The sequence below is a fragment of the Marinifilum fragile JCM 15579 genome (genome assembly GCF_001310955.1).
In the GTDB taxonomy this organism is placed as follows: Bacteria; Bacteroidota; Bacteroidia; order Bacteroidales; family Marinifilaceae; genus Marinifilum; species Marinifilum fragile.
On the sequence record NZ_BAZX01000016.1, the window covers coordinates 44,892 to 71,608 of the forward strand.

21 protein-coding genes and 1 pseudogene are annotated in these 26,717 nt (G+C 34.7%); 14 read left to right on the forward strand and 8 right to left on the reverse strand.

Going from position 1 to position 26,717, the window contains the following annotated elements; all coding sequences use genetic code 11:
• The first annotated feature begins 12 nt into the window (after nt 1-12).
• From JCM15579_RS12585 to JCM15579_RS12615, 7 genes are all read left to right on the forward strand, one after another.
• Nucleotides 13-435, forward strand: a complete 423-nt coding sequence (locus JCM15579_RS12585) for a curli production assembly/transport component CsgF (protein ID WP_054720649.1) — start codon at nt 13-15, stop codon at nt 433-435.
• 40 nt (nt 436-475) lie between these two features.
• Nucleotides 476-1,906, forward strand: a complete 1,431-nt coding sequence (locus JCM15579_RS12590) for a CsgG/HfaB family protein (protein ID WP_054720651.1) — start codon at nt 476-478, stop codon at nt 1,904-1,906.
• 388 nt (nt 1,907-2,294) lie between these two features.
• Nucleotides 2,295-4,010 (forward strand): hypothetical protein, encoded by a 1,716-nt coding sequence (locus JCM15579_RS12595; protein ID WP_054720654.1) that lies wholly within the window; start codon nt 2,295-2,297, stop codon nt 4,008-4,010.
• 346 nt (nt 4,011-4,356) lie between these two features.
• Nucleotides 4,357-6,063, forward strand: coding sequence for a hypothetical protein (locus JCM15579_RS12600; RefSeq protein ID WP_054720656.1), 1,707 nt, complete (start codon nt 4,357-4,359; stop codon nt 6,061-6,063).
• 72 nt (nt 6,064-6,135) lie between these two features.
• The gene (locus JCM15579_RS12605; RefSeq protein WP_054720658.1) at nt 6,136-6,669 is read left to right on the forward strand and encodes a hypothetical protein; all 534 of its coding nucleotides are present in this window, start codon (nt 6,136-6,138) and stop codon (nt 6,667-6,669) included.
• 173 nt (nt 6,670-6,842) lie between these two features.
• Nucleotides 6,843-7,229, forward strand: coding sequence for a hypothetical protein (locus JCM15579_RS12610; RefSeq protein WP_054720660.1), 387 nt, complete (start codon nt 6,843-6,845; stop codon nt 7,227-7,229).
• Nucleotides 7,230-7,259: 30 nt separating this feature from the next.
• Nucleotides 7,260-8,792 (forward strand): carboxypeptidase regulatory-like domain-containing protein, encoded by a 1,533-nt coding sequence (locus tag JCM15579_RS12615; RefSeq protein ID WP_054720662.1) that lies wholly within the window; start codon nt 7,260-7,262, stop codon nt 8,790-8,792.
• A gap of 107 nt (nt 8,793-8,899) precedes the next feature.
• On the opposite strand, the gene rplS is transcribed toward JCM15579_RS12615, so the two are convergent.
• The 3 genes from rplS to JCM15579_RS21995 all read right to left on the reverse strand — a co-directional run bounded on the left by rplS (nt 8,900) and on the right by JCM15579_RS21995 (nt 13,053).
• On the reverse strand, nt 8,900-9,247 hold the full coding sequence (gene rplS / locus JCM15579_RS12620) for a 50S ribosomal protein L19 (protein WP_054720664.1): 348 nt from the start codon (nt 9,245-9,247) through the stop codon (nt 8,900-8,902).
• A 221-nt stretch (nt 9,248-9,468) separates the two neighbouring features.
• Nucleotides 9,469-11,181, reverse strand: a complete 1,713-nt coding sequence (locus JCM15579_RS12625) for a dipeptidase (RefSeq protein WP_054720666.1) — start codon at nt 11,179-11,181, stop codon at nt 9,469-9,471.
• Between the two features lie 144 nt (nt 11,182-11,325).
• Nucleotides 11,326-13,053, reverse strand: coding sequence for a M23 family metallopeptidase (locus JCM15579_RS21995; protein WP_054720668.1), 1,728 nt, complete (start codon nt 13,051-13,053; stop codon nt 11,326-11,328).
• A gap of 134 nt (nt 13,054-13,187) precedes the next feature.
• Between JCM15579_RS21995 and JCM15579_RS12635 the strand changes: the two genes are divergently transcribed.
• From JCM15579_RS12635 to rny, 3 genes are all read left to right on the forward strand, one after another.
• The gene (locus JCM15579_RS12635; protein WP_054720670.1) at nt 13,188-13,484 is read left to right on the forward strand and encodes a coiled-coil domain-containing protein; all 297 of its coding nucleotides are present in this window, start codon (nt 13,188-13,190) and stop codon (nt 13,482-13,484) included.
• 9 nt (nt 13,485-13,493) lie between these two features.
• Nucleotides 13,494-13,784, forward strand: a complete 291-nt coding sequence (locus JCM15579_RS12640) for a cell division protein ZapA (protein WP_054720672.1) — start codon at nt 13,494-13,496, stop codon at nt 13,782-13,784.
• Nucleotides 13,785-13,962: 178 nt separating this feature from the next.
• Nucleotides 13,963-15,495 carry a ribonuclease Y gene (gene rny, locus JCM15579_RS12645; protein WP_054720674.1) on the forward strand — a complete coding sequence of 511 codons (1,533 nt, stop codon included), beginning with the start codon at nt 13,963-13,965 and terminating at the stop codon, nt 15,493-15,495.
• A 54-nt stretch (nt 15,496-15,549) separates the two neighbouring features.
• On the opposite strand, the gene JCM15579_RS12650 is transcribed toward rny, so the two are convergent.
• Both JCM15579_RS12650 and JCM15579_RS12655 read right to left on the reverse strand, forming a co-directional pair.
• Entirely contained in the window at nt 15,550-16,395 is an 846-nt protein-coding gene (locus tag JCM15579_RS12650) for a transglutaminase family protein (RefSeq protein ID WP_054720676.1), read from the reverse strand.
• Between the two features lie 92 nt (nt 16,396-16,487).
• On the reverse strand, nt 16,488-17,360 hold the full coding sequence (locus tag JCM15579_RS12655; protein ID WP_054720678.1) for a nucleoside phosphorylase: 873 nt from the start codon (nt 17,358-17,360) through the stop codon (nt 16,488-16,490).
• Between the two features lie 190 nt (nt 17,361-17,550).
• Here JCM15579_RS12655 and JCM15579_RS12660 point away from each other — a divergent pair, with 190 nt between their 5' ends.
• The 3 genes and pseudogenes from JCM15579_RS12660 to JCM15579_RS12670 all read left to right on the forward strand — a co-directional run bounded on the left by JCM15579_RS12660 (nt 17,551) and on the right by JCM15579_RS12670 (nt 21,692).
• The gene (locus JCM15579_RS12660) at nt 17,551-18,363 is read left to right on the forward strand and encodes a prohibitin family protein (protein ID WP_054720745.1); all 813 of its coding nucleotides are present in this window, start codon (nt 17,551-17,553) and stop codon (nt 18,361-18,363) included.
• 321 nt (nt 18,364-18,684) lie between these two features.
• Nucleotides 18,685-21,032, forward strand: a pseudogene (locus JCM15579_RS12665) (DUF5916 domain-containing protein).
• A gap of 198 nt (nt 21,033-21,230) precedes the next feature.
• The gene (locus tag JCM15579_RS12670) at nt 21,231-21,692 is read left to right on the forward strand and encodes a DUF4293 domain-containing protein (protein WP_054720682.1); all 462 of its coding nucleotides are present in this window, start codon (nt 21,231-21,233) and stop codon (nt 21,690-21,692) included.
• A gap of 287 nt (nt 21,693-21,979) precedes the next feature.
• Here the strand turns inward: JCM15579_RS12670 and JCM15579_RS12675 are convergent, their stop codons facing one another.
• Nucleotides 21,980-22,591, reverse strand: a complete 612-nt coding sequence (locus JCM15579_RS12675) for a flavin reductase family protein (protein ID WP_054720684.1) — start codon at nt 22,589-22,591, stop codon at nt 21,980-21,982.
• An 835-nt stretch (nt 22,592-23,426) separates the two neighbouring features.
• Between JCM15579_RS12675 and JCM15579_RS12685 the strand changes: the two genes are divergently transcribed.
• Nucleotides 23,427-23,732: a tetratricopeptide repeat protein gene (locus tag JCM15579_RS12685; protein ID WP_172677430.1), complete on the forward strand. Its 306-nt coding sequence runs from the start codon at nt 23,427-23,429 to the stop codon at nt 23,730-23,732.
• Between the two features lie 148 nt (nt 23,733-23,880).
• Here JCM15579_RS12685 and JCM15579_RS12690 read toward each other — a convergent pair whose 3' ends face one another.
• Together JCM15579_RS12690 and JCM15579_RS12695 are read right to left on the reverse strand one after the other, a co-directional pair.
• Entirely contained in the window at nt 23,881-24,933 is a 1,053-nt protein-coding gene (locus tag JCM15579_RS12690; RefSeq protein WP_054720689.1) for an MBL fold metallo-hydrolase, read from the reverse strand.
• A 21-nt stretch (nt 24,934-24,954) separates the two neighbouring features.
• A complete protein-coding gene (locus JCM15579_RS12695; protein ID WP_054720691.1) occupies nt 24,955-25,863 on the reverse strand; it encodes a helix-turn-helix domain-containing protein in 909 nt (302 codons plus the stop codon).
• Between the last annotated feature and the right edge of the window lie 854 nt (nt 25,864-26,717).

Sequence of the window (26,717 nt, forward strand, 5' to 3'; positions counted from 1 at the left end):
AATAAATACACCATGAAATATTTAAAAGCAATAATCATAGTCGCTGTATTTTCTTTAGCCCAGCCTATTGGAGCAATGGCTCAGGATTTTGTTTATACTCCAATAAATTCAAATTTTGGTGGAAATCCATACAATTACAATTGGTTGATAAACTCAGCAAAACAGCAAGATAAAATAAAGGACCCTACCGCACAGGATAGTTATCAGACAGATCCACTTGATGATTTTGAAGATAATTTAAATCGTCAAATATTAAACCAGTTATCGAGTAGGCTGGTGAATCAGATTTTTGGAGAAGGAGGAGATTTAGAGACGGGAAGTTATAATTTGGGGAGTTATAAAGTAGATATAATGGAAGATGCGAGTGGTGTTACCGTTAATATTCAGGATATACGGAATGGGAACTACACCAATGTTATTATTCCAAGTTATTAAAATAGACTACTAATTACTATACCTCTTTAAATCTCTCAATATGAAAAGATTTATACCATTTTATCTGCTGGTAACTCTTATTTTCAGTGGATGTGTACCTTACTTTAATCAACCATTAACGGAACAGCGAGCAGAAATTGGAGCAGAAACTCCGGTTAGGAAGAATTTGATTGGACTACCAGAACCACGTGAGAAGATTGTTGCTGCAGTTTATAAGTTTCGGGATCAAACAGGACAGTATAAACCTTCTGAAACGGGAGCGAATTGGTCTACGGCTGTTACACAAGGTACAACCTCAATATTATTAAAGGCAATTGAAGAATCGGGCTGGTTTATACCTTTGGAGCGAGAAGGGCTTAATAACTTGTTGAATGAGAGGAAGATTATTCGATCGAGTAGAGCAAACTATGCTGATAAAGATGACCAATCTCAATTGTTACCTCCATTGTTGTTTGCAGGAATTGTTTTGGAAGGTGGCGTTATTAGTTATGATGCCAATGTAATTACAGGAGGGGCTGGTTTAATGTATTTTGCAGCTGGTGGATCAGGTCAGTATCGCCAGGATAGAGTTACGGTATATTTGCGCGCAATTTCTACTAGTAATGGTAGAATACTGAAAACAGTTTATACTTCTAAAATGATTTTGTCTCAAAAAGTTGATGCAAGTCTGTTTAGGTATGTGAAATTTAAGAGGCTTTTAGAAGCTGAAACTGGATTTACATACAATGAACCATCCGAAATGGCAGTGAAGGAAGCTATTGAAAAGGCTGTTGAATCTTTAATTATAGAAGGCGTTATAGAAGGCTTGTGGGATCTTAAAAATCCAGAAGAGGTTAATTCCGAAGTGATTACTAAATATGTAGAGGAGAAAGAAGAAAACCAGGAATCAGATTTTTTTGACCAATTGATAAGTAAGAGACGTCATAAATTTGGTTTAGGTATTGAAGGAGGATCATGGCTGTATATGGGAGATTATAGTCATACAGAAATGGAAGCCTGTGGAGGTTTATCTTTATTGTACGATACCCAATCTTTCATGCAGTTTAAAGCCAGTATTACAAGAGGCGATTTGGCTACTACTAAACATTTTCAAAAAACGTTTAATGCTCTTGATGTAACGGCAAAATATAGACTTTTGCCTTACAAGGAGTGGACCCCATATGTTGAAGGGGGATTTGGTTTGTTCTCCGAGCATGATAAATCAGCATTTACTTTTGATTTGTCAAACTCCATTCATGCTCAAGCAATCTATGGTGCTGGAGTTGAATTTTTACTCAATGACAGATTTGGATTAAACTTTTCCATTTTGAACCATTACATTTTTAATGATGAAGTAGATGGATTAAAGCAAGGGCATTACAATGATTATTTTTTGGAAGGTAAAATAGGGCTTAATTTTTATTTCGATAAGCTTTGGGATAAGAACAAAAAGAAAAGAGTAAGAAAACAAAAGATACGCAAAAAAAACTAAAGAGCAACCAAAGTCTGCTGAATAAAATATTAACAAGTTACTAACAGGTTAGATTAATTTCTAGCCTGTTTTTTTATGCCTTAATTTTTTTGGCAAAGATGGCTGTATGGTCGTTATTGCTTGATTTGTAAGGGTTTTGTTTAATTATAATTAACTATTTGAAGTGTATTTAAAAACTTTGTTTGATTTGATCAATATCTTTTAAATATTCATCATATAAATTTAATGATTGATGTAAACTAACATTTTATTTTCAATATTCCTTTTTAATTTAGTTTTCGAATAGAAACATAAATCATCAAATCGTACTTTAAATAGTGCATTAAATTAATTAAAACAATTCACTCAGGGAAACCTGAATTTCACTTTAAACCTAAAATTTCAAACCATGAAAAAGTTTTTATTTGTCCTTGCGGCAGTTTTATTAACAGGAGCATATTCTTTTGCTCAGGTTAACGTTTCAAATGTTGAACAATATGGCTATGATAATACAGCTACAGTTCAGCAAGTTGGTATTATAAATATTAGTGATGTTTTCCAGGGAGGAATGGATAATGTTGCAGATATTGATCAAAATGGATTTTTTAATATGTCATTTGCTACTCAACTGGGATTAGGAAATGAAGCATATGTAACTCAAGTTAAAACAAACTTCTCAAAAGTATTTCAGTTAGGTTGGTATAACAAAGCAACTGTAGACCAGAAGGGTTTCAATATTTCTACAGTAAATCAGTTCTTTTCGGCAAGAGGTATTGCAGATGTTAAGCAAAGAGGATTTTTAAACAAATCAGAAGTAAACCAGTGGTTTAGTTACGGTGAGTATGCAAAAGTAATGCAATTTGGTGCTTTTAACTTAGCTGATATTGACCAGGTATTTGGTAGAGGAGATAAAGCTACTATTAGTCAGTGGGGAATGTCTAACAAGGCATATATCAATCAATTTGGTACTTTTAAAAACACTGCTTTGGTTAAGCAACATGGTAAGAGTAATTTTGCTGTTGTAGATCAAAAAGGTGGATGGTTTAATAATGCAGAAGTTGAACAGCATGGAAAATATAACCGTGCATTTGTTGATCAAATTTGGGGTATTGGCAACGACGCTAATATTAATCAACATGGTCGCAGCAACTATGCTAGCTCATACCAAAAAGGTGGATTTATGAATGATGTTGAAATTGATCAGCATGGTAGAAGAAATAGCGCATATGCTAAGCAAGTTGGAGGATGGTTTAATGATTCTGAAATTGATCAGCATGGAAAGAATAATTATGCAAAGACTGTTCAAATTCGTGGTTCATTTAACGATGCAAGCGTAGACCAAAGAGGTAATTCAAATGATGCATTCATATTACAGAAGTTTGGTTCTAGAAATGATGCATATGCAATCCAAAGAGGTAAAGAAAACGAAGCAGATATTAAGCAAATTAAAGGTTATAATAATACCGCTGTAACTTATCAGCACGGTAAATATAATGAAGCTGAGGTTACTCAAATTAAAGGTAGAAATAATTTGGCTGCTGTTGCACAGTTAGGAATGTCAAACGATGCTTACGTTAAGCAAATTGGTGGTTCTCATACTTATGCGTTTGTTGCTCAAGTTGGTGATTATAACGAAGCTGATGTTTACCAAAAAAATAATGTAGGAACTCTTGCTGCTGTTGCTCAGTTAGGCGATTCTAATTATGCTGGAATTTATCAGGAAGATAACTTCTTAACTGCAGCTGCTATTGCTCAGATAGGTACTTACAATGAAGCTTATATTTATCAGGCAAAATCTGATTTCTCTTTCGCTTCAATTCTACAGAATGGTAATGGAAACTTTGCTGCTATAGCTCAATATGATGTATCAGGTAGTTCTGCAGTAATTGAACAAGATGGTGATAATAACGTTGCTTTATCTACTCAGTTTATTGGTTCTAATAATCATGCAAATACAAATCAAGTTGGTGATTATAATTTCTCAGCTACATTCCAGCATGGAAATAATAACACGATTGACGTAGATCAGTATGGAAATGGACACATTTCATTTGTAACACAATTTGGAAATGGTAATACTGCAACTGTTAGCCAGTACAATGCAGGTATGACTCCAACTCCATAATTTTTATGAATTGATTTGATTGATTTATAATAAAAGTTGCCGCCAAATTGCTGAAATAATGCAGTTTGGCGGTTTTTTAATGCAGTTTGTTTTAAAACATTTTAAACACTTGTTTAAGTTTTCTTATGCTTTTTTAGACTCTTTAAAAATTAGTATGTGGAGAATAAGGTTTAATCAATAGTAATGATTTGTTCATGTAAAAATAAAGGTGTTTGGAAAGGCTTTTTTTTAATTTAGATAAAAGATCTACCAAGCTATTAAAGGTCTTAATTGGGTCTAATCAGAGCTCTTTATACTATACTAGATTTTATTTTAATTCACTTTAAAACCTTTAAAAGAATCAACCATGAAAAAATTATTATTTCTGGTAGTTGCCGTAGTTTTTGCAGTATCATCTGCATTTGCACAGGTAAACTACTCTACAGTAGACCAGTTGGGTTTCGGTAATAATGCCGGTGTAACTCAAGTGGGATGGTTCAACATGAGTGATGTTGACCAAGTTGGATTATGGAATATGGCAGACGTTGATCAAGACGGACTGTGGAATATTTCATATATTGATCAATTGGGAATGTTAAATTCTGCAGGCGTAACGCAAGCTGGAGTTTTAAATGTATCATATGTTGATCAAGTTTTATTCTTCAATAATGCGGTTGTAAATCAACTCGGGCTGCATAATATTTCAAGAATTATGCAATTTGGATTATTGAATAGTGCTGTTGTTGAGCAATTAGGATTTTTTAATATGTCTTACATTTCTCAATTAGGAGCATTCCATGATGCTATGGTATGGCAAATGGGTCTTTTAAATATGTCCTCCATTGCACAGTATGGACTTTCTAACTCTGCTTATGTTGCTCAGTTTGGATTAGCAAACAATTCTACTGTAACACAAGGATTTTTCGGTAACATGGCAGGAGTTTTGCAAGTTGGTATTGGAAATTCAAGTTCAGTACTTCAAATGGGTATGCTTAGTGATGCGCTTGTTAATCAATTTGGTTACATGAATAAGGCATCTATTTCGCAGTGGTATACTAAATTTGCACATGCTGAGATTATCCAGAGTGGTGTAATGAATATGGCACAAACACTTCAGATGTTTGGTAAATTTAATTCTGCTCATATCGATCAAACAGGATGGTTTAATATGGCGAAATCTGAACAGTTTGGTGGCTATGCTAATGTTACAAACATTACGCAACATGGAGCATTTAACAAAGCTTTTGCTCTTCAAAAGAAAGGTGAAGGAAATAAAGCTTTTATCCATCAAAATGGTGTAGCAAATATGGCTTCTACTTTCCAGTATAAAGGAGTTAATAATACAGCAAAAATTAATCAAGATGGATGGTTTAATAAAGCAAGAACCGTTCAAATTGATGGTGCTAATAATTTAGCTACTACTACTCAAGATGGAGTTAAAAATTATGCCTTTGTAGAGCAAATTCATGAGTATGGTGGTGTTGTGAATGTATACCAAAAGGGATACAAGCATTTTGCTGATGTAACTCAGAAATATGGTGTTGGCGATAAAGCTAAAATTGTTCAAAGAGGCGACCATCAAACAGCTTATATTTCTCAACTTTATGGTACAAAGAATAAGGCTAAGATTAAACAACTAGATCATGGAAATACTGCTATTATTGACCAGATTGGTGGTAAAAAGAATAGTGCAGATATCTTCCAAAAAGGTAAACACAACTTCTCATTTGTTGGTCAATTTGGTGGCAAAAAGTCAGACGCATTTGTTAACCAAAACGGTAATAACAACAGAGGTTGGGTATTCCAGTTCGATCAAGAAGAAAGTTTAGCAGACATTTTGCAAAATGGTGATCGTAACGTTGCAGTAATTGCACAAATGGACGGTATGAACAACAGTGCTACAATTGTACAAACAGGTGATGACAATACAGCATTAACTTACCAGTGGGGTGATAACAATACCTCATTCCTTGAGCAAATTGGTAATGATCACTTTGGTTTAGTAATTCAAAATGGTAACGAAAACTTCGCTGTTACTCAACAAGGTAATGCAGGAGTTGTATTCTCGCCATGATCCAATGAAATTATCATGTGAAATTCCCACTTTTGTGGGAATTTCCTGATTAAATTCTTCACTAAATCGCTTATGCTTTATTTTAAAAAATACATTTGGTGCGCTCTGTTCTTATGTTTTAGCAATCTTGTAATTGGGCAGAATTATAATCAGGAAGACCAACTTCTAAATCAATTGAATTATAGTCTTGCCAAAGCCATCGAAGGAGAAAACGTTATCTCCGCTATTCAATCTGGAAAAGGGAATGATTTAATGATTTCTCAGTTCAGCAAAGAACAGGTGGCTATAATCCAACAGGTTGGTGTTGAGAACATACTAAAGGCAGTTCAGAAGGGAAATCGCCAAATTATTGAGATTTTTCAGCGAGGAGATTTAAATTTTGTGGAATCTGCCTTATATGGAAACAACATTTCCTCTAGCATTCACCAATATGGTGATAACAATTCATTGCAACAAGAAGTTATTGGGAATAATAAGAGCTTTGAAATTACACAAGTTGGAAACGACAATGAATTAATTCAAATAGATACCGGAAATACTACCAGAGGCTACAGTGTAAGCCAGGTAGGAAATGGTATGACGGTTATAATACAAAGTGGTTTGTGAATACAGAGCAGGTTTAAATGGTTGGGGTATCCTTTGGGATACCCCTTCTTATTTTAAGATATTTTATGAAGATTAAATAATTTTTTTATCAAATTATAGTATTTTAACGCTTTCCTTATTGATTTTATATTAACTATTAGATATTTTTAATATTCGTAATCAACTACTATAAGATGATGCTAAGAACTTTTATGTTTGGAAGTTTATTGTTTTTGATAATTAACGTTACTGCTGCCCAATCTGAACAGGATGAAATGAAAGCTTGGATTGAAATAGAAGGTGAGATTAAGAATCTTACGCTTAGTGCCAAATTCAAAGATGAAGGTAGCAAAACAATTGCCATCAACTACGTTCTGAAGACTAAAAAAGAAGGTCGATCAGGGAATTCAACTTCGATACAAAAGGGCAAATGTGTCTCTCCAATTAATAAGCAGCTAACATTATCCGAAGTAAGAATGAATTTATCCCAGAAGGATAATTTGTTCGTGAGTTTGTTCGTTTATCACAATAAGCAGTTAGTTGCTCAAGATTCGGTTGTTTTACATGGAGATAATGAGTAAATTAAGAAAAATTAAAATAGCTACCGGAATATGAAAAAATTCTACACACTCTTTGGACTATTTATTGTCTTTGGAATATTCATGTTTGTAACATCATGTAATGAAAGTACGGTGGAACCTGATCTGTATGGTTCAATCAGTGGAACAGTAAAGGCTTCGGCTAGTAATTTACCTATGGAAGGCGTAACCATTACCACTAATCCGGGTACTACTTCGGTAACAACAAATTCTGAAGGTGAATTTAGTATAGAGAAAGTGCTAATAGGCGATTATTCTGTTACAGCAACTAAAGAGGATTATTCTTCGCAAAGCATAAATATTAAAGTAACAGAAAGTCAAAATAACTCAATGAGTTTTATACTTACAGTTGCTCCTCTTGATAGTAAAATTCCAGATGATATAACTTATGTTTCTCCAGCTGACATAGAGGAGGATCAAAGCAAATTGCCTACAGAAGTCAAATTGACATGGAGAAACGGTGAAACGGAAAAAGGTGATACTTTACGTTTTGATGTGATTTTATATGAAGGCGCAGATGATGCCGAAGGAACAAAAATTGTGTCGAATATTTTAGATACAACCTACACGGTAAATAACTTAAAATTTGAAACAACTTATCTTTGGAAAGTTGTGGCCAGAAATAAACAATTGGACGAAGTAGAAGGTAAGAAATGGAGATTTGCAACAGAAGACTTTCCTACAAATCCATATTTATTTGTGAAGGATACATTGGATTCACGTGATATTTATTCTTGGGATTTGAAAGAAAATCATCTGGTGCAATTAACTGATGGAGGAGGAGATGAATTGCATCCTAAAATTATGCCAGGACAACATTCAAGAATTGCATATTCGGCTATGAATAATGGAGTTTTCCATATTTATACAATGGATTTAAAAGGTAAGGATGTTTTTAAGGTAACAGGTGACCGCCCCGTTGTTGGTAATCACAATGATGGAGGAGGTTTTGTTTGGTCTCCTACAGGAGATCAGTTATTGTATGGATATTATAATGAGTTAATTGTCATTAATAGAGATGGCACAGGATGGAAAAAAATTGCAAACTCTCCGGTGAATAGAGAATTTACTCAAATGGACTGGACATATCAGTTTAATAACCACAGCGAGGAAAAAATTGTGGCTTTGGCACAAGGTGATAAACCTTACGATAACGAAATCTATCTGATGGATCCTGATGGTAGTAATATGACTTTGCTTGTGGATAATTTAGAAGGAACTCTATCTAATCCACAATTTTCATTTGGTGGAGATAAGGTTATTTTTTCTTTGGATTCTTTGTATGAGGATGATAGAGGAATTCAAAGAGATGCCAGAATTTATAGCATAAATATTGATGGTACTGGTTGGACGGATCTATCAGGAGATGATAAAACCGGTAATGATTTGCAAGCGAAATTCTCTGAGACAGGAGAGAAAATTATATTTATGAATGTATCAAATTCAGGAACAGAGAAAAAAACGATTTGGACAATGGATCCTGATGGCAGTAATAGAGAACAATTGATTTTTAATGGGGAAATGCCAGATTGGTATAATCCGTGATATTAGTCCTGTTTAAATAATTTGGCATCTGGGAAATTCTCAGGTGCTTTTTTGTGAATAAAAAAAGCCTTCCATTCGGAAGGCTTTTGTATTTTTTCGAAGTAAGATTAGAATCTTCTTTCTTTGATTCTTGCTTTCTTACCAGTAAGAGCACGAAGATAGTAGATACGAGCTCTTCTAACACGACCTCTTTTGTTTACTTCAATTTTTTCAATGAATGGAGAAGTGAAAGGAATAATTCTTTCAACACCTACGTTACCAGACATTTTTCTAATGGTAAAAGTTTTAGTAGATCCTGTTCCTTTAATTTGGATTACAACACCTCTAAATACCTGAGTTCTTTCTTTGTTTCCCTCTTTAATTTTGTAAGAAACGCTAATAGTATCACCTGCTTGGAATTCAGGAGTTTCAATACCACTTTTGAAAGCTTCTTCTGCAACTTTAATTAAATCCATTGTTTTAAATTTATTAAGGTTTAACGAGCGCAATATTCACAATTTAACTATAGATCTGCCAGAGATTACGCACGAATTCGCCGCAAAATTAATAAAAATATCTAAGCTGAAAAGATTTAAGTTTGTTTTTTTCTATTAGAGAAGCATATATTGCAATTTAAATTAATAGATAAATAAAAAAAGGAGCCCAATGGCTCCTTTAAATATTGCAATATAATTTTTTAGTGTGAAGCACCTGAAACTTTTAGTTTGTCTCCAGTTGTTTTCACAATTGTTTTATAAAATTCTTTGCTGTAACCTGGTTGCTTCATTTTAGGATTTTGATTATTACCATCTTTTTCTTTGATGTTTCCGTCCATGAATTTAGCAAATAAGTAGCCATAGAATTCTCTCCATTCATTAGTTAGGTTATCACCTTGGTTACATGAGAAATCAGTTAAGAATTCAACAGCAGCAGCTTCGTCAGTTTTAAACATACCTTCTGCAGCAAGGTCGATAATTTTAGTAAATGAAAGATATTTGTTTTCAAGAGCTTTTTGCTTTTTAGCAATTTCAGGGTGGATTGCGTTATAGCGAGTATAAGCAAAGTTGGTTACCTGGTTGAATACCCAGAATGCAGACTTGTTAGTGAATTCCATCATTTTACCGTTACCGACAGCGAATGATTTAGGAACTCTAGTACTACCACAGTACATTGGGAAATATACTGATGAAGCAGCATCGTCTACTCCAAACCAGTTGATTCCACCTACTGCATCAGGTAACCAATTTCTTGATTGAGCAACAAAAGAGAAACCAGTTTGTTGAGTTGCAGTCGCACGCTCGTTGCAATATGTTACGCCATCAATTTTCCATGTAAGAGGTCTCCAACGGTAAGGATTTCCGTAAGGACCAGCGCCCATATCTTTAGCCATATCCAATTCAGTTCCTTCCAGGTGATTTCTCATGAAATCCATCATTTCAAGAACATTGATTTTGTTGTCTGGCTTAATCCACAATGGCATACGATTGGTTGCATAACCTTTTTCGTCATGTTCAACCTTACCTTTACAGTAATCGAAATATTTATCCATTCCTTCTTTTACATCGTTAAAGAAAGACCAAACACGAATTTCACAGAATCTCGCAGCACCAAAATCAACTGGAGCATAAGTATCAGAGAAGCTAAACTCTTTGTTTTTTCCATCTTTTGGATAAAAACCTTTTTCTTTTGCAAATGAGATAACATCTTTTGCATAAACGTTGGTTACTTCAGGATTGTAAATTTTATCCATTTTATCTGAAGAGATAGAATTTTTCCCTTCTAATGGGAATGTGGTAATTCTAGCTTGGTTGGCGTGACCACTAACATATCCGTCAGGAATCATTCTTGCAACCCAAATAGCACCTTTTTCACCATTACCTTTACCAATCATCTCTAAGATCCAGATTTCATTTTTATCAGAAATAGAGAAAGATTCACCTGAACTGTAATAACCGTAATTTTCTACTAATTCAGTCATTACTTTGATAGCTTCACGAGCATTTTTTGCACGTTGCAATGTAAGGTAAATCAAACTACCGTAATCAATTAATGCTCCTTCTTGTGATCCTAATTCCGATCTACCACCATAAGTGGTTTCTCCAATTGCCAACTGGAACTCGTTCATGTTTCCAACAACAGAGTAAGTATGTGGAACTTGTGGAATTTTACCAAGGTATTTACCGGTATCCCATTCGTAAACATCAATCATTGTGCCTTCAGCCCAGTCTGCAGCAGGACGGAAATAAAGTTCTCCGTACAATACATGCGAATCAGCAGCGTAAGTAATCATGTTAGAACCATCAGTACTTGCACCTCTTGTTACAAGATAGTTAGTACAAGCTTGCGAGGTTGTTGTCGAAAAGACGATAATTGCCAATAGAAGAGAGGCAATTGCATAAATCTTCTTCATGTTTAAATATTTAAGTGAATTTAATTGCGATAAAAATTTTCACGATTCTTACAAAAATAGAAAAAAAATACAAAGTTAAAGCTGATAAAAGTCTTTATCCGGAATGTCTTTCATTGTATTATTTTAGGTATTTTTTGGATTTGGTTACCAGAAAAAATCAGCTTGAAAATTGGCTTTATTATTGAGTTTGTCAGTAACTTCTAGCTCTAACTTATGTTTGCGATTTGGTAATAATCTTTTCTTGTCGAATTTATAAAACAAGTGGTTGTTCTTAGCATCATACTCGAAAAGAACCCATTTCCCATCTATTGTTCCATTGTAACTTTTAATACCAGATAATTCATCTTCAATGGTAAAGGAAATTTTATCTTGAACTGATAAATTCTTTAATTTGAAGTTTGTTCTCGGCTTAATAGTTGGAGGAGTTGTATCCTGTACAATTGCAAAATCTCCAAAAACATTGGTTTTAGATTTTACCCATCCATTAATGTAAGCACCACCAACATTTGAAATTTTATCAGGTTTCTCTATTGTAGCAATAAACAGCTTGTTTTCATTTTTGAATGTTCTGTTTGGTTTTATGGCAATGGTGTAATACTTGTGAACAGCTGTTGTTCTTTCATGTATTGAATGTATATCCGATAAGTAAGTAGAATCAGTTTTTTTGGAGTACTTAAATTTAACATCTGAATAAAACGAATTAGTCGGGAATTTTAGTTCCAACTCATCTTTTTTGAAAACATTTTCATTGATACAAGATAATAACTGGTTGTAATCAGATTGTTTAAAAGGTTTAGATGTTTCTTTCGCTTGTGCAAAAATTCTCAACTTAGCAAGGTTGTTTTTTGTATCATAAGCAAGAAAGTCAATCTTATATCTTGTTCCTGCTTTAAAATTATAAATTCCACTATTGCTAAAGTAATTGTACATGGAAAGCTTGTTGTTAGGCTCTTTAAAGCATTTATGAATTCTTCTTTTCTCCATAATATTTAACGAATAGTCCATGTGAGAATTGATGTAACGTGACTCGTCGAATGAAAACTCTTTAAAAGAATAATCGGTTATTAAAGAATCATTAACCTTTACTTTCATTTTATAAATTCCGCATTTTCCCCAAGTGTTGTCCAGGTAGTCGTTTACCTGAATTCCAAAGCCAATGTTTCCAGATAGAATAATTTTTGGATCTCCTTTTAGGTGATAAGCGTTGTTGTAATAAGTAACAGGAAATTTTTGGCGGGTATTTTTTCCATTTACACTACTTAAGGAATCGATTGGATACACATACAGGTTAAAAATTTTAGGAGGAGTAGTGTCTTTGATTTTAAATCCGAAAAGAAGTGGATTTAAAGGATGTTCAGATTTTGTATCTCTTATTTCGAAATGCAAATGAGGACCTGCCGAGGATCCCGTATTTCCAGAGATTGCAATTACTTCTCCTTTTTTTACCGGAAATCGATCTTTTTTTAAATTAAGGTCAAATTCAAAAGTGTTTTTACTGTATTGATGCGCCTTTACAAATTCATTAACGGTTTTATTAAAATCATCAAGGTGCCCATAAACAGAGGTGTAGCCATTTGGATGATCGATATAAATTGCCTTTCCATAACCTCCCGCAGAAATTTTGATTCTGCTTACAAAACCATCTGCGATCGCATACACTTTTTTGCCTGTTGTAAACGTTCGGATATCAATTCCAGAATGGAAATGGTTGTTTCGAAGTTCAGCAAAATTTCCTGATAGAGTAATGGTGAAATCTACAGGTGATCTAAAGTAATTTTTAGGATGATTTTTTTGCTGAGCAGAAAGTTGAACTGGAGAAAGAAAGGATAAGAATGATAAAAAGGTGATTATGTTTGTTTTAATATGCTTCATTTTCTTGTTGTGTTACTCTTGTGTTGTTCGTCAAAACTACAAAAAAAGCTTTTTTTAGGAAGCTTAAGCCAAAATACAAACCAATAAATTTGATAATCTTCTCAGCAATGTTAATTTTGTAAAAGAAATTTAGAATGATGGATCAAGAATCAAACGAAATAATAATAAGTTTAAAACAACGTATTGACGAACTTATTTCGTTGTACAAGAAATCCAAGGAAGAAAAAGAGACTTTAATTTATGAGAAAATGGAACTTATGGAAAAAGTAGAAATTCTTTCGAGGGAAAAAAGTGAACTTGAACATCATTACGATACATTAAAGTTGGCCAAAACTCTATCTTCCAATAGTGAAGATTCGCATGAGGCTAAACTTAAAATAAACCGAATTGTGCGGGAGATTGATAAATGTATTGCTCTTTTGAACAGATAGAATTTGTTTATGGATAATAAACTTTCAATTAAAGTTAATGTTGCGGATAGAACTTATCCCTTGAATATTGATCGCAAACAAGAGGAGGTGATCAGAAAGGCCGCAAAAATGATTAACGAGAAAGTTATGCAGTACAAACAAAGATATAAAGATAAAGATACTCAGGATTTTCTGGCGATGGCTTCTTTGCAGTATGTGATTAAAGTGATTGAATTGGAAAATAAGGCAGATGTTGCACCAGTGTACAATGAATTGAAAGCAATGGAGCGCGAGCTGAGTGAATTTTTAGAAAAAGAGTAAAAACGTTCTTTTAATAGTAAAAGTAATAACCCGCATTATTTCTTGAACTTGTAACTTGTTGATATTATTAGATTCTCTTTTGATTTGGGGATCTTCTTAATATTATGAGTTTATTGGTTTAAGTGATGGTGCGGGTTATTTTTGTATATAAACTAGTATTGACTTAATATTCTATAATATGATTGAAATAATAATAGGAATTCTTGCCTTTGTTGTAGGTGGGATACTTGCATATTTTATATTGCAAAAAGCTCTTAAATCGAAGAGTGAAAAAATAATCCAGGAAGCTCAGGCAGAGGCTGAAGTGATTAAGAAGGACAAAATTCTTCAGGCTAAGGAGAAGTTTTTCCAATTAAAGACTGAGCATGAGAAGCAAATTAACTCTAAAAACAACAAGCTTTTAGCTGCCGAAAATAAAATCAAACAAAAGGAAAATACCTTAAATCAAAGAATTGATGATTTTCAGCGAAAGAAGAAAGAAACTGATGCGATTCGTGAGAATCTGAATCATCAAATTGATTTGGTTGAGAAAAAATCTGCAGAGCTTGAAAAAGCTAAAAAACAGCAAATTGAGCAACTGGAAGAGATTTCAGGAATGTCTGCAGAGGAAGCTAAAAACCAATTGATAGATTCGTTGAAAGAGGAGGCAAAGACTGAAGCGATGTCTTATGTGAATGAGATCATGGAAGAAGCAAAAATGTCTGCCAATATGGAAGCTAAAAAAGTTGTTGTAAAAACAATTCAAAGAGTAGCTACTGAAACTGCAATTGAAAATTCAGTGACTATTTTCCATATTGAATCTGATGAAATTAAAGGTAGAATTATTGGTCGTGAAGGTCGTAATATTCGCGCTCTTGAAGCTGCTACAGGTATTGAAATTATTGTAGATGATACGCCTGAAGCAATCGTTCTTTCTGGTTTCGATCCTGTTCGTAGAGAGATTGCAAGACTTGCATTGCACCAATTGGTAACCGATGGTCGTATTCACCCTGCAAGAATTGAGGAAGTTGTAAATAAAGTACGCAAACAAATCGAAGAAGAAATTATTGAGACAGGTAAGCGTACTGCAATTGATTTGGGAATTCACGGATTACACCCAGAACTGATTCGCTTGGTTGGTAAAATGAAATATCGTTCATCTTACGGTCAGAATTTGTTACAACATGCTAGAGAAACTGCAAACTTGTGTGCAATCATGGCAACAGAACTTGGATTAAATGCTAAACGTGCCAAAAGAGCTGGTTTGCTTCACGATATAGGTAAGGTGCCAGATGATGAGCCAGAATTGCCACACGCAATTTTAGGTATGAAATTGGCTGAGAAATACAAAGAGAAACCAGATGTATGTAATGCGATTGGTGCTCACCACGATGAAATTGAGATGACATCAATGATTTCTCCAATTATTCAGGCTTGTGATGCGATTTCAGGTGCTCGTCCGGGAGCTCGTCGTGAGATTGTTGAATCTTACATCAAGCGATTGAAAGATCTTGAAAACTTAGCATTATCACACCCTGGAGTACTTAAAACTTATGCTATTCAGGCTGGTCGTGAGTTAAGAGTTATTGTTGGAAGTGATAAAGTATCAGATAAGGAAGCTGAAACATTATCATTGGATATTGCACAAAAAATTCAGGATGAAATGACTTATCCTGGTCAGGTTAAAATCACGGTAATTCGTGAAACACGTGCAATCAATTACGCTAAATAATAAAGCAAATAAATAGAAAAAGAAACCCGCTTCAATTTGAAGCGGGTTTTTTATTTATATGGATTTGTATAGTTCTTTAAAATTTGGTACGAGGGTATTCAATTTAAGCTTTTTATATACACTGATGTTGTGTTTTACCAGCCTTTTTATCAGAGTTGAGTTATTGGTAGCTTTGTAATACTTAGGCCGATTTACAATTTTTTTAGATTCGATAACGAACTGCAATTCTGCTCTGCCAAAAACTTTACCTCTGTCAATAGGATTGATGTAGAAAAGAATCTCTTCTTTATTGGAGGCGTTTTTATCTACATAGCATAAAAGCACGCTGTCGGTAAGGTTTATTCCATAAACCGGAATTCCTAACTCTTGTGCAATTCCAGCGTAAATTATCGATATGATAATGTAATTGCCCTGTTTTTGTGATAACACTGTTCCAATATCTCCATCCCAATTTGTTGGTTGATTGGGTGACAATGCCTGGTAATTATAGATATTGTAGAAAAAATGATTGAGAATTTTGATTTTCTCCAGTGCTGTGAGATGGTCATTTAATTCCAACCACACATCCTTTTTAATTTTATCGATTTCCTTCCTAATTGAATCAGTAATTAGGTTGGGATTATAACTTTTGTTGACCAGAATGGCGCCTTCGATTAAATTCTGTGAATCGGTTTTACCCCAGGTGATTAATTCATTTTTTACATGAATAAATTGAATTTTATTAATGACTTGTTCAAGTCTTTCCTGAAGCAAAGTACTTTTAGAATCCAACCAATAATCTTCGAGTTGAGGAATAGCAGAAACTGGCAAGTTAATTAACTCATTTTCGATTCTTTTATAGATTTCCGGTGTTGGATCATCCAATAAAGATAATAGAGCGGTGAGTTTATTCTCGTTCATAACTTAAGGTTTTGGCCCAAATAAATATAAGAAAACCCGTAAGTAAAAGCAATCTTACGGGTTATTTATTTGAAAATTAGGCCAAAACCAACTTAGCTTAGTCTGTCGAGAACAGTATTGATTAAGCGTTTTACTGTTGGCTTGTAATCTTTACTTGCATCTTTGGTTATTCGATTGGCAATAATAGCACAAACCGCAGCAGCATTGTGTCCCAGCATTTTCGACAATCCAAAAATAGCCGAACTTTCCATTTCATAATTGGTGATTTTTTCGCCTTTGAAATCGAACTTTTCAATCTTATCATTTAAATCAGGATCTAAAGTTTGTAAGCGCAAAACTCTACCTTGGGGACCATAAAATCCATTTGCGGAGATGGTTACGCCTTGAATCATATCGTCTCCATCAAGCTGGTCGATAAGTTTTTTAGATGCAGGAACCACATAAGGAGAAGCCAATTTAGCATCCCAATTGACGAATTCTTTAAAAGATTTCTCAAAATCAAGATCCGAAACACTGTCACGATCAGCATAAAAATTTAGCATGCCGTCGAATCCAATGGATTTATTGGATAATAAGAATGAATCTACCGGGATGTTTCCTTGAAGCGCACCTGATGTTCCGATTCTTACCAAGTTAAGACTTTTGTGTTCTGTTTTAGGTGTTCTGGTTTCTAAATCAATGTTAACCAAAGCATCTAATTCATTTACTACGATATCAATGTTGTCGGTTCCAATACCGGTTGACAGTACAGAGAATCTTTTCCCTTTATAAGTTCCAGTTGTAGTAACAAATTCGCGATTAGAAATTGTACATTCCACTTCATCAAAGAAGCTAGCAACCAATTCTACTCTTCCTGGGTCTCCCACTAAAATAACCGTATCGGCTAAATGTTCAGGACGAAGGTGTAAATGAAATACACTTCCGTCAGGATTAATAATTAGTTCTGATGATTTAATTTTTTCCATATTCAAAAAATTTGATAGCAAGGAGCCGAAACTATAGAAAATTTTTTAATCTACAAACTAACAAAATGTAATCTTTCGATTTCTTTGCGGTAAGTAGCAGTAACACGTGTTTAAAATCAATTTTTATTATATTATTGTGCTATCTTTAAATGAAAATAGAATCATAAATAAAAATTATAAATACAAAATCATGAAGAAGCAACCCTATTTTTTAATTGTATTGGCATTTTTTGCTGTTATCCTAATTTTATCAGGATCCAGTATGTTTATTACTCTTCAGCCTGGTGAGAGAGGTGTGATTTTTAGAAAATTCTCTGGAGGATTGGATAAAGAAAATGTATTTATGCCAGGTTTTCACGTTATTGCTCCATGGAATGATATACATGTTTACGATGTGAGAGAACAAAAAAGTGAAGAAACAATGGATGTTTTGGATAAAAATGGTTTATCGGTAAACATTGATGTTTCGGTTCGTTTTAATCCGGTTTATAATAAAATTGGGTATTTGCACGAGATCTTTGGTAAAGATTATATCAGCCAATTGGTAATTCCTGAGGTTCGTTCTTCGGTTCGACAAGTTGCAGGTAGATATACGGCAGAGGAGATTTATTCAACCAAAAGAAAAGAAGTTGAAGAAGCTATTATTTCTGAAACCTCTCAGGTTTTGAAGAATAATAATATTCAAATGAGAGCTCTTTTGATTCGTTCAATTAACTTACCGGAGAAAATTAAAGTTGCTATTGAGAGTAAATTGCAACAAGAGCAGGAAGCTTTGGCATACCAGTTTAAATTAGAAAAGGAAAAAAGTGAAGCGGAAAGAAAAAGAATTGCTGCTGAAGGGGAAGCAAGAGCAAATAAGATCATCAACAGCAGTTTAACACCATCGCTTTTGAAAATGAGAGGTATTGAAGCAACCATTAAGTTGTCAGAATCTCCAAATTCTAAAGTGGTTGTTATTGGAAGTGGAAAAGAAGGAATGCCATTGATTTTAGGAAATAATTAACAGTTTTTGAAAAAAAGCTGAAAACTATAATTGATAAATTTGAGTCGCTTGCGTTTGCAGGCGGCTTTTTTTTTCGTTCGTACGCGTACAGTAATTGTTACGTGAGCGTTCACTTTAATTGTATAGAAAATAGTGCAAATTATTAATAATCAAAAAATAAAAAATGATGGCATGATAAGTGGAGTAACGCAAATGCTATTAAAACATTCAACCAACCATTAAAGAAAACTTAAATCAACCATGTTAAAACAAATTTTATCAACCTTATTAATTGTTATTCTGGTATTACCAAGTTTCGCCTTACAACCAAAGAAAGAAATTATGGCTATAAGAGTATCACAAAAACCTTTAATCGATGGAATCCTAGATGATTCTGTGTGGGAAGGTGTGCCTGTAGCCAATAATTTTATACAAATGGAACCAGATAACGGGGCAGCCTCAAATTACAAAACAGAAGTAAGATTTATTTATACCAACAATTCAATTATAGTTGGTGCTAAAATGTACGATCCAGAACCAGAGAAAATATTAAAAACACTAAGTAAAAGAGATGCAATAAACAATGCAGACTTTGTATCCTTGGTAGTGGATCCGTTTAATTCAGGACTAGATGCTTTTGAATTTATTGTTACAGCTTCAGGAGTTCAGTGGGATGCAAAAGTGGTAAAAAGTCGTGAGGATACCAGTTGGGATGCCGTTTGGAATAGTGCAACAAGCATTCATGAAGACGGATGGTCGGCAGAAATTGAAATTCCATATGCAGCTTTGCGATTCCCAAGTAAAGAAGTACAAGAGTGGGGTGTAAACTTTCTTCGAAACATTCAAAGAGATAGAGAGAAGAACAGTTGGAACTTTATCGACAAAGAAGAAGATGGATGGATCAATCAAAGCGGGATTCTTCGTGGTGTGAAAAATGTAGAACCTCCTGTTCGCTTGTCTTTTACTCCTTATTTTTCTGCTTACTACGATAAATATTCCGATGAATCGAAAGGAGAAACAAATTTTAGAGGGGGAATGGATTTAAAATACGGTATCAACGAAAGTTATACTTTAGATATGATGTTGATTCCGGATTTTGGTCAGGTGCAATCGGATGATGAAGTATTGAATCTTTCACCTTTTGAGACAAAATTTTCAGAAAAGCGCCAGTTTTTTACCGAAGCAACTGAGCTTTTCAACAGAGGCGGCATTTTTTACTCCAGACGTATTGGAGGCAAACCTAAATATGCATATGATGTTTACGATAATCTGGGCGAGAATGAAATTGTTACCGATAATCCAGCAAAAGCAAAAATTATTAATGCTACCAAGGTTTCGGGTAGGAACGCAAAAGGATTGGGAATTGGCGTACTTAATGCGATGAATAGAAATACTTATGCCACAATTCAGGATACTGTTACAGGAGAATCGCGTAAGGAAAAAATTCAACCTTTTACCAATTACAATATGTTGGTGGTTGATAAGAGTATGAAAAATGAATCGTACGTAAGCTTATTCAATACCAATGTTTATATACCCGAAACGAATTATATTGCAAATGTTACTGGTACCGAATTCGATTTCCGAAATGGAGAAAGGTCACACGATGTGAAAGGGAAGGTAATTACGACTCAGAGATACCAGGATGAAGCCAAAGATCAAATAGGATACATGCATGAGGTTCAGGTTGGGAAAATTCAAGGAAAATTTACCTGGAATTATTTTCACAGGCTAATGACCGATAAATACAATCCTAACGATTTGGGTTTCTTGTATCGTAACAATCAAATTAATAACAATTTGAACTTTTTCTACGATAATTTTGAGCCCAAAGGATCAGTTATACAGCGCCATGCAAGGTTTCAAATACATCATGAAGCCAGATATGAGCCACGCAGATATGCAAGTATTTCATTTTATTATAATGCCAGACTAAAGTTTCACAATCATTTTGCGATGGGATTTTATGGAAATACTCGCCCAATGCACAGGTATGATTACGAGGAACCTCGTGTTTCTGGAATGAAGTTGAGAAAAGGTTCATCAACTTCGGCTGGTTTTTGGATTTCAACAGATTATAGAAAAGCGCTTGCTTTGGATATAGATGCAAACTATGGTGTTCGTATGTCTACCGATGATCTTAAAACATTCAGATTAAAGGTTTCACCAAGATATCGTGTAAACGATAAACTGTTAATGGTTTATGAGACGGCTTGGAGTAGAAATTTGGATGAGCTTGGTTATGCAAGTTCTGAAACGGATATTAATGATTTTACCACTGTTTATATTGGAAATAGAAATACAGCCAGGTTAGAGAATAAATTCTCGGCCAATTATATTTTTAATAACAACACCTCTTTGAGTTTTAGAATGCGCCACTATTGGGCAAAAGCTGAATACAAGGATTTTTATACGCTAATGGACAATGGGAGAGTTGCCGACTCTGATTACAATGAAAACCACGATGTAAACTTCAACACATTTAATGTGGATATGGTGTACAATTGGCGATTTGCACCTGGTAGCGAGTTAGCTTGGTTTGGAAGAGTTCAATTCGTGATGCACAAGACGAAATCAGGCATGGTTTTGTAGACAATTTGAAAGATACGTTTGACGCAACACAGCTTAATAGCTTTTCGGTCAAACTACTATATTATATCGACTACATGTCGTTAAAGAGAAAAGGTTAATGGTAAACCTGCTTAAATTTTACGGGCCTTAACTTTCCGTGAAAGCTTATGAGTTTAGTTTTGAAGGGTTTTAGGGGAACTTCTTCAAAAGCAATTTTTAAGTGTGATTAGTTAGTGTTAAGTAATGAAGATAAAAGCAGCAAATGAAAGTTTGCTGCTTTTTAATTTAAAATTAAATTTGTACAAAAATTAAAAACTATGATACAAAGAATACAATCTTTATACCTGTTGGGGAGCTTTATTTTAATTGGGATCATGTTCTTTTTCCCGTTAGCTGAATTAATTGATACTGCAGGTCAAACTTATGAATTTTTGTACAGGGGAATTCCTGCGCTTACTGAAGGTGCTCCTGCAATATTTATTGCCTACCCGGTAGCAATTTTATTATCGGTGATTGCACTGGTGAGTTTAATTACCATTTTCTTGTTTAAAAAGCGAATGATTCAAATTCGCCTTACCATTTTTAATATGGTTTGTATGTTGGGTGCAATGGGATTAATTTACTACAGCATCAACAGCCAGGCGGGTGAATTAAATGCGATAGCAAGCTATAGCATTATCAATGCATTTCCTTTGGTAGCTTTAATCTTAAGTTACCTGGCATTAAGAGGAATTGGAAAAGATGAAGCAATGATTCGCTCAATGGATAGAATTAGATAATCCGAAACGATATAAATTGAAAATACCGGCTCAATGGGCCGGTATTTTTTTTGCACGCTTAGTGTGCGTAGCACCTTTTTAGCTTGCATTTTCAAATTGAATTTTTCCCTCTTAGGGAAAATGCCGATAGGCAAAAGGGTCATGCATAAAAGAAGACTTACCTTAAACACCCCTCTCCCTGTCGGGATCTCCCCTATAAAGGGAGAATTCTAAAATTAAACTTCTGAACTCAAAAATAAGTCTATAAATGCAGTCTTATTAGGAAAGGATATTATATGACTTTCTCCTTAGGCCTTTTTTACCTTCCCCTTTTTGCCTTTTATTTCTCTGGTCTTCTTTTTCATTACCGAGTGTCCGAATTGTCCAATCAATTTACCCAGTTCAAAGTAATAACCGTGCGAGTAGGCAATAGGACGAGCTTTGCTAAGCAAGAATTTTCCGGTTTTTTCGTTGATGTATCTTTCATCAGCCTGTATATTTACTACCTCGGCAATAAACATATCGTGAGAACCCAATTCTACAATGTTTTTCACCTTGCATTCAATACTCAATGGCGATTCTTCAATAATAGGTGCCGATATTTCTCTTGATGGAGCAGGAGTAAGATTCATTTCTTCAAACTTATTGAAATCCTTTCCCGATTTAACCCCACACCAATCGGTAGCATAGGCCAGGTCTTTGGTCGTTAAATTAATTACAAATTCTCCCGATTCCTTAATGATATTGTAGGAGTGTCTGTTCTTGCGTACTGAAATGTAACACATTGCAGGATCGCTGCAAATGGTTCCTGTCCAGGCAATGGTTATGATATTGTAATCTTCTGGTTTCGATCCACAACTAACCATTACAGCTGGTATAGGATAAACCATGGTTCCCGGTTTCCAATGTTGTTTTGCCATTATTGCTTTGCTTGATTTTAATAATATTTTAATTCGATATTGCCCTAATTATTATGCCGATCGATTTCTAAAGACGCAGTGAGAGAGTAACGAAGCAATGCGTTATTTTAGAAACAAATCGGTGTAGATTCGATGTACAAACTTACAAAATAGACACGACAGTACAATTTATGTACATACAGATGCAGTGATTCCAGGAGGAGTTTTTCTTGGAAAACAATGAAATGGAATGAATATTTTTTATTCTCAAAACTTTAAGGATGGGCAGAAGACATTGAGAAAAATTTGGAGACACAGTTTATTAAAGGGAGCCTGAAGTGCTTCCGCACACTTAGGCAGCCTTCCGCACACCTAGGTACCCCTTCCGCACACAAGAAAGTTGTTCCGCACACCTAGGTACCCCTTCCGCACACAAGAAAGTTGTTCCGCACACCCGGGTACCCCTTCCGCATGCTCGGGAAAAGCTTCCGCACGCAAAGGTACCCTCTCAGCACACTCAGGTACCCTTTCCGCACACCAAGAAAGTTGTTCCGCACAGCCAGGCACCCCTTCCGCACACTTGGGAAGTGCTTCCGCACGCAGAGGTGGTCCTTCCGCACACATAAAGAGATATTGACATCCTGTGCGGAAGAACTCACATTGAGTGCGGAATTGATGAATTTGCGTGTATACAAGCAATGATTACTTTCGGAGGTTCTGAATTTTATTGCAGAAGTACCTTTGCTGGTTGCCCATATAATGATGTTTAATAAACTGTGCTTACTTCTTGCTATATGCTTTGATTGGTGAAGGCTATTGCTTACATTTGCGCAATACTAAAGTAGATTTTATCAATTTGGAAAAGATAATTATGAGCACGGAAGTGGAAAAATTAATGGTGGAAGCTGCAGAATTGGCTAAAGCAGAAAAAATTGAAGCAGCAATAGAAAAATACAAATCTGTATTGGAGCTTGATGCGAAGAATATTGAAGCTCAGTTTCAAGTGGGTGAATTGTACCATCAAATTGGGAACCTACCAGAAGCATTAAGTGCCTACCTACATACTACCGATCTTGATTCTGAACACAAAAAAGCCAATGTTAAAATCGAGATGATCAAATCCATCATGGATTTCTTTAATCCGGATTTGTACAATCCTTAATTTTATAAAGAAAAAAGCTGTCCCAACATGGAACAGCTTTAGTAAAAATAGATTATTAGACTTTACCTACCTGCGATTTCTTCCCACCATTCTGTAGATTGTGAAAAATCGTGTTGGTTTAAATTAATATTTTCTCCAATTCGGGGAGTTAGTATGCTAACCTCAAGTTCTTTGGCTTTTGCTTAAATCGTTCCACAGGTTCTGTCCAGGCATGGTTTGCCAATCGGTACGAACCCCAATGGATTGGGATGACTCTTTTTGCTTTCACATCCATTCCAGCCTGAACCGATTCTTCGGGCATCATATGTACATCGGCCCAAAGCTTATTGTATTGCCCGCATTCCATTAAACCAATATCGAAAGGGCCATATTTTTCGCCAATCTCTTTAAAGTGTTGACCATATCCGCCATCGCCACTAAAATAGATGCTCTTGTCTTTCCCTTTTAGCACCCACGAACCCCAGAGTGTTGACGATTGATCTGCCAACCCTCTGCCAGACATGTGGCGGGTTGGAACAAAAGCAAATTGAATTCCATCAAAAGAACTTTCATCCCACCAATTGAATTCCTGAATCTTATTTTTATCAACTTTCCAAGATTTTAGATGATTGCCAACACCAAGAGGAACGAAAAATCTATCAGTTTTGTCTTTTAGGTTCACAATGCTGTAATAATCCAAGTGATCGTAATGATCATGAGAGATAAAAATTGCATCAACATGTGGAATGTCGATTAAATCGATTGGCATCTGGTTGTTGTATTTTTTTCTTCCAAAGAAGGAATGTGGGCCGGTTTTTTCACTAAATACAGGGTCCAGCAAAATGGTTTTGCCATTTAGCCTGATCAGGAAAGAAGAGTGTCCCAGCCAAATTACTTCGTTTATAGAATCTGCTTTAAGCTCTAAATTATCTGAATTTAAACTTACTACCTCAACATTTGATTTTGGATTTACGTTAGGATCAGGACTTAGCATTTCGCGAAACATTTTAGAGAAAGAGCGCATGCTCATTTCCATTTCAATCTTTTCACGATTAATGAATTTTCCATCCTTATAGTTTGGCAGCAGAGCATAGGCTTTTTTCTGTGTAGCATTTGCTCTTCGCCCAAACTGTGGGCTGACATATATAAATGAAACTCCAATAATACAGGTAATCAACAATAATATTCCTAATCCTATCCCCATCTTTTTCAATCTTTTCATTCTTATTTTCTTCGTGCAACTCTAATTCAAGTTGCGGTACTCTACCGGCGACAAACCAGTTTTCGATTTAAAAATTTTACTAAAATACTGTGGGTATTCAAAGCCTAGTTCATTGGCTATCTCGCTAATCGAGTTGGTAGTACTCAGTAATTTAGTTTTGGCTTTCTCGATTAAGCGATAATGAATGTGTTCCTGAACGCTTTTGCCACTTTCTTTCTTAATTAGGTCGCTCAAATAATTGGGCGAGAAATTCAATTGTTCGGCACAATATTTAACTGTTGGAATGCCAAATTGTTCTGCCTTATCGGAATTAAAATAATCTTTCAATAAGCTTTCCAGTTTGCTTAAAATGTCCTTATTGTAAGAGCTTCTTGTAATAAACTGCCTGCCATAATACCTGTTGCAATAGTTTAAAAATAGTTCCAGGCTCGATAGAATTACATCATTGCTAAAATGATCAAGATTGGCACTGTATTCATCTTTAATTCTTTCTAACAGTTCCGAAAGGTTTTTCTTTTCCTGATCCGATAAATGAAGTGCTTCATTCACTTCGTAAGAGAAAAAAGTAAATTCCTGAATCTTTTTTGCAAGAGCACTTTTGCGAATTAAATCAGGATGAAAGAACAATCCCCATCCCGAATATCCATCAGACTCATCTACGCTCTCTTTGGCAATCACCTGGTCTGGCGCCATGCAGAAGAGTGTTCCTTCCTGAAAATCGTATGTTTTTCTACCATATCTTAAATGTCCACAATTGGCACTTTTCAACATAACCGAATACAAGGAGGAAACCACTTTAACATTACTTCCTAAATTTATTGGTTCAACCTCCGAAAAATCTACAATAGAAATTAATGGGTGCTGAGGCTTCTCAAATCCCATTATATCATGAAGTTCCGATATGGTCTGGATATTTATAATATCGCTCATTTCTTTAATATTTTGTCTTAATATAGTCAGATAATTGGAAACTATTCCCCATCGAATTGTTAATTCCTACTGATATCGATGGTGAATTTACCCAATACAAAAAATTGCTAATGATTGTAGTTACAAATTTACGGTTTACGTTTTTTGATGATTTATACGAATTACTGAGCGATGTATACAAATTACTGATTGTGTATAAATGTGAGAATCGATACATACAAAAAAAGAGATTTCCGGCAAATAGCTTTACCCTAAGCCAATAATTGTTGAAGAAAAGGCACAATTTTGAGCAAAAATAAGGGGCGTTTACCTATGTGTTTGCTATTAAGCTTTATGCTTGAATTTTAAATTGATTTATGGATAAGCTAAAAAAAAACAAAAAAATAATCCCATTTGTCACCCCATTTTTAAATAAAGCTGTTATAGGTATGATTAAAGAGAAAAATTGTTTATCCAGTTGGGCCACAGGCCTGTTTTTTCATAGATAAAAAACCTCGAGATGTAGAACTCGGGGTTTTTTGATTTCTGCTTTCATTGAAGAGTGAATTGTAAAAGGAGATTTATTGTTGCAGTTTCCTTCACCATAAATGCAGTTCGAGACTCTATTTATTTTGCCTAAAATAATCGTAAAAAGCTTGAATTGGCAATTCAATCATTCGATATAAAATCAAGTGAAAAGTATCACGGGAAATTCATATCCTTTATTACTCCTCTTAAAGTATATTTGGAATAATAAAACTGAACAAAGGGTTTAGAGTTAAGAGGATAGATACAATGGGGTTTCTATTCGCATTTTTGTATCTTAGAACAGAAGATGTTAAAAATGGTTTAATTGTATTGCTGAATGACGCTTT